General features: G+C 63.4%; 4 protein-coding genes. All 4 read right to left on the reverse strand.

The features are described from left to right. Positions 1–657 (reverse strand): multicopper oxidase domain-containing protein (locus EOA29_RS31310; RefSeq protein WP_148669391.1); only part of this gene is annotated, 657 nt, incomplete at its 3' end. A 148-nt stretch (positions 658–805) separates the two neighbouring features. Continuing rightward, positions 806–1,363: a hypothetical protein gene (locus EOA29_RS31315; protein WP_127222078.1), complete on the reverse strand. Its 558-nt coding sequence runs from the start codon at positions 1,361–1,363 to the stop codon at positions 806–808. Beyond that, positions 1,360–2,151, reverse strand: coding sequence for a DsbA family protein (locus tag EOA29_RS31320; RefSeq protein ID WP_126094762.1), 792 nt, complete (start codon positions 2,149–2,151; stop codon positions 1,360–1,362). The genes EOA29_RS31315 and EOA29_RS31320 overlap by 4 nt, the downstream gene beginning before the upstream one ends. Positions 2,152–2,188: 37 nt before the next feature. Continuing rightward, positions 2,189–2,923, reverse strand: coding sequence for an SCO family protein (locus EOA29_RS31325; protein WP_127222079.1), 735 nt, complete (start codon positions 2,921–2,923; stop codon positions 2,189–2,191).

The raw sequence follows: 2,923 nt of genomic DNA on the forward strand, positions 1-2,923 counted from the left end.
GTCGGTGAACATAAGCACCGTGTCGCCATAGACCGCCGGAACGGGATCGGCCTTCGCCTTGACGACGAAGGCGCCGGCAAGGCCGCGATAGACCTGCTCGGCCGTGCGGCCATGCGGATGCGGGTGGTACCAGTAGGAGCCGGCGCTGCCTTCGGGCAGCTCGAAGGCATAGACGCGGTCCGCGCCTGCCGCCACCGGGTCCATCGGATTGCCGTCCTGGTCGGCGGGCACCGGCATGCCGTGCCAGTGGATCGTGCTTTGCTCACCCTCGATCCGGTTGGCGAAAGCGATCTCGACGCGGTCACCCTCATAGGCTTCGATCAACGGGCCGGGGCTCGTGCCGTTATAGGCAAGGATCGGCGTGTCCCGGTCCGCGGCAAAGCGCACGGTGGCGGGCTCCGCCGTCAGTCTCGCCTTGAACAGGCCGGACCGGCTGGCCTCGTTGGCAAGCAGCGGCAATTCGCGCAAGGGCTGACCCTCGGGTAGCGCCACGGGACCCTGGCCCATGGCGCCCATGTCATGGCCCGCATGGCCGCCCATGTCCATGCCGGGCATGGAATCCATGTTCGACATGCCGTCCATCTTCATCTGCGCCAGCGCGCGAGAACCTGACAGAACCGTTGCCAGGCCTGCCGCCAGAAAACCGCGTCGATGCATCTTTTTCTCCTCGATCGTGATTGGGAAGGCGCGCCGCTAGCGACCTTCTGCTCACGTTAGGGGTTCCAGTGACTGGAAGGTCAAGCCCTTTAGGGCAGGGCCGCAGGTCCGCCTGCACTCGCCAGGCGAGGGCTTGCGGCAAGGGAGATCAAGCGTCTCCGCCGCAGCCGTCCGAAAGGTCCCACACATCAACGATCTGCTCGCCGGTGAAGCGGTGCTCGTGGATCAGGTATTTCGCCAGTCCGCCATACACCTTCCATCGCCAGCAAGGACAGCAGCAGGGACCTTTCTCCTCGGAATTGGCCATCGCGTAGTCATAGGCCTTCTGCTCGTCTCCGGTGAGCTTCAGATCGTAGTACGGCATCATCTGCTGCGCCGTCGCCACAGCAATGTCGTAAGGATCGCCGGGGATCATCGGGATGGCGCGGTACTTGGCGAGCCCTCTCACCTGCTCGCCATAGCGCTTCAGTTCCATCGGGCTGCAGCACGAGCCCTTGATGCGAGCCGTCGCCGGCATGGTCGCGATCGAATCCGTGAACTTGGCCGAGCAGGTGCTGTTGCCGCTCTCGCTGAGCTCCTTGAAACGCCTTGCCAATTCCGGATTCTCGGCAGCGATTGCCGGTTCCGGCAGCTCGAAAAGTCCTGCGGCCGCGGCGACGCCGAACACGCTTAGAACAACCGTGCGCCGGTTTGGGATGTCGGTCATTTGCCGGCCCTCGCTTGATTGACGAATGTCTTCAGTGTCGCAAGATCGGTCGCGCCGGGATAAATCCTATCGCCGGCGACGAAGCCCGGCGTCCCGGTGATCCGCAGCGCCTGGGCCAGTTCCGTATTGCGGTCGATCGATGCCTGGATATCGGGCTGCCGCATATCGGCCTTCATGCGTTCGACGTCCAGCCCGGCCTCGGCGGCGGTCTTGAGCACGACCGCCTCGGTCACTCTTGTCTTTGCCGCATAGAGCGCCTTGTGAAAGGCTGCGTATTTGCCCTGCTTGTCGGCGGCGAGCGCGGCCTTGGCCGCGAACACGGAATCGGGGCCGAGGATGGGAAATTCCTTGTAGACGATTCTAAGCTGCGGATCGTCGGCCACGGCCTGTTCCATGATCGGCGCCATCATTCGGCAATAGGGGCAATTGTAGTCGAAGAACTCGACCAGGGTGACATTGCCTTGCGCATTACCGCCGACGGGGCTCTGCTTGTCGTGGAAGATGTCGGCCGCTCGCGCCTTGAGCGCCTTCCTGGCCTCGGTCGCCTCCGCTTGACGCTGGCGCTCGTCCAGGCTCTGCAGCGCCTGCACGAGAACCTCCGGGTGCGCCAGAATGTAGTCGTGTATCCGTTGGTCGAGCTGGTCCTGGGACATTTCGCCGGCTGCGAATGCCGGTCCCCGCGCGCCTGGAAGGCCTGGATTGAGCAGGAACCATCCCGCCAGGCCGGCGAGCAGGATGGTGCGAAAGATACTGCCGAAGAATCGGCTCGTGTGCGCCCTGGTGAACATGTGTCTCCCTTCCTTGTTCGAAAGCGGTGGTCCTGCCTCACAGCAGGTTCTTCAGTTTCGCCAGCCAGCCTTCGTGCTGCTCATAGTGCGGGTGCTCGACATTGTTGGTGAGCGCGTTGACGAAGGTGACGAGGTTGATGGGCTGGAAGTTCAGTCCGTGGAAGTTCGCCCGCCAGCGACCCTCCTTGTCGATCACATGGGTGACGATGCCGTGCATCTGGTAGCCGTCGTCGGCGAGGGTGAACTTGTGGCCGAAGGCTTCCGCCAGTTTGCGGGTCGTATCCTCCGGCTGGTCCGGGGCAGTGGTCAGGAACAGCCAGTTGGCCGGGTCCAGCCCGTGCGTCGGCCCGTAGGCCTTGAGCGCATCGGGCGTGTCTTTCCGCGGGTCGGTGGTTATGCTGATGAAGACGACCCGATCCTTCATCGGTGTCGAGTTCACCATCTTCTGGACCTCTGCGATCTTTTCGGCATGCAGCGGGCAAACGTCCGGGCATGAGGTGTAGATGAATTGAAGCACTACGACCTTGCCGGCGAGATCGGCCGGCCGCACCACGCGCCCATCGGCGGCGCGCAGTGTGAAGTCGGGCATCGGCTTGTCGATCTGCTGGAAATACTTCTCGCCGCTCTGGAGCATGGCGTCGATGTCGTCCAGCGAATGCGCCCGCGCACCGTGGGTGAAGCCGAAAGCCAGCACTGCGAGCGCGACAAGCCCGCGCAGCAGCAATGCCCATCCATTCCAGGAGACCTCACGCGACTTGGTCTGCAAAAGCAT

It is taken from the genome of Mesorhizobium sp. M1E.F.Ca.ET.063.01.1.1, assembly GCF_003998155.1.
Lineage (GTDB): Bacteria > Pseudomonadota > Alphaproteobacteria > Rhizobiales > Rhizobiaceae > Mesorhizobium.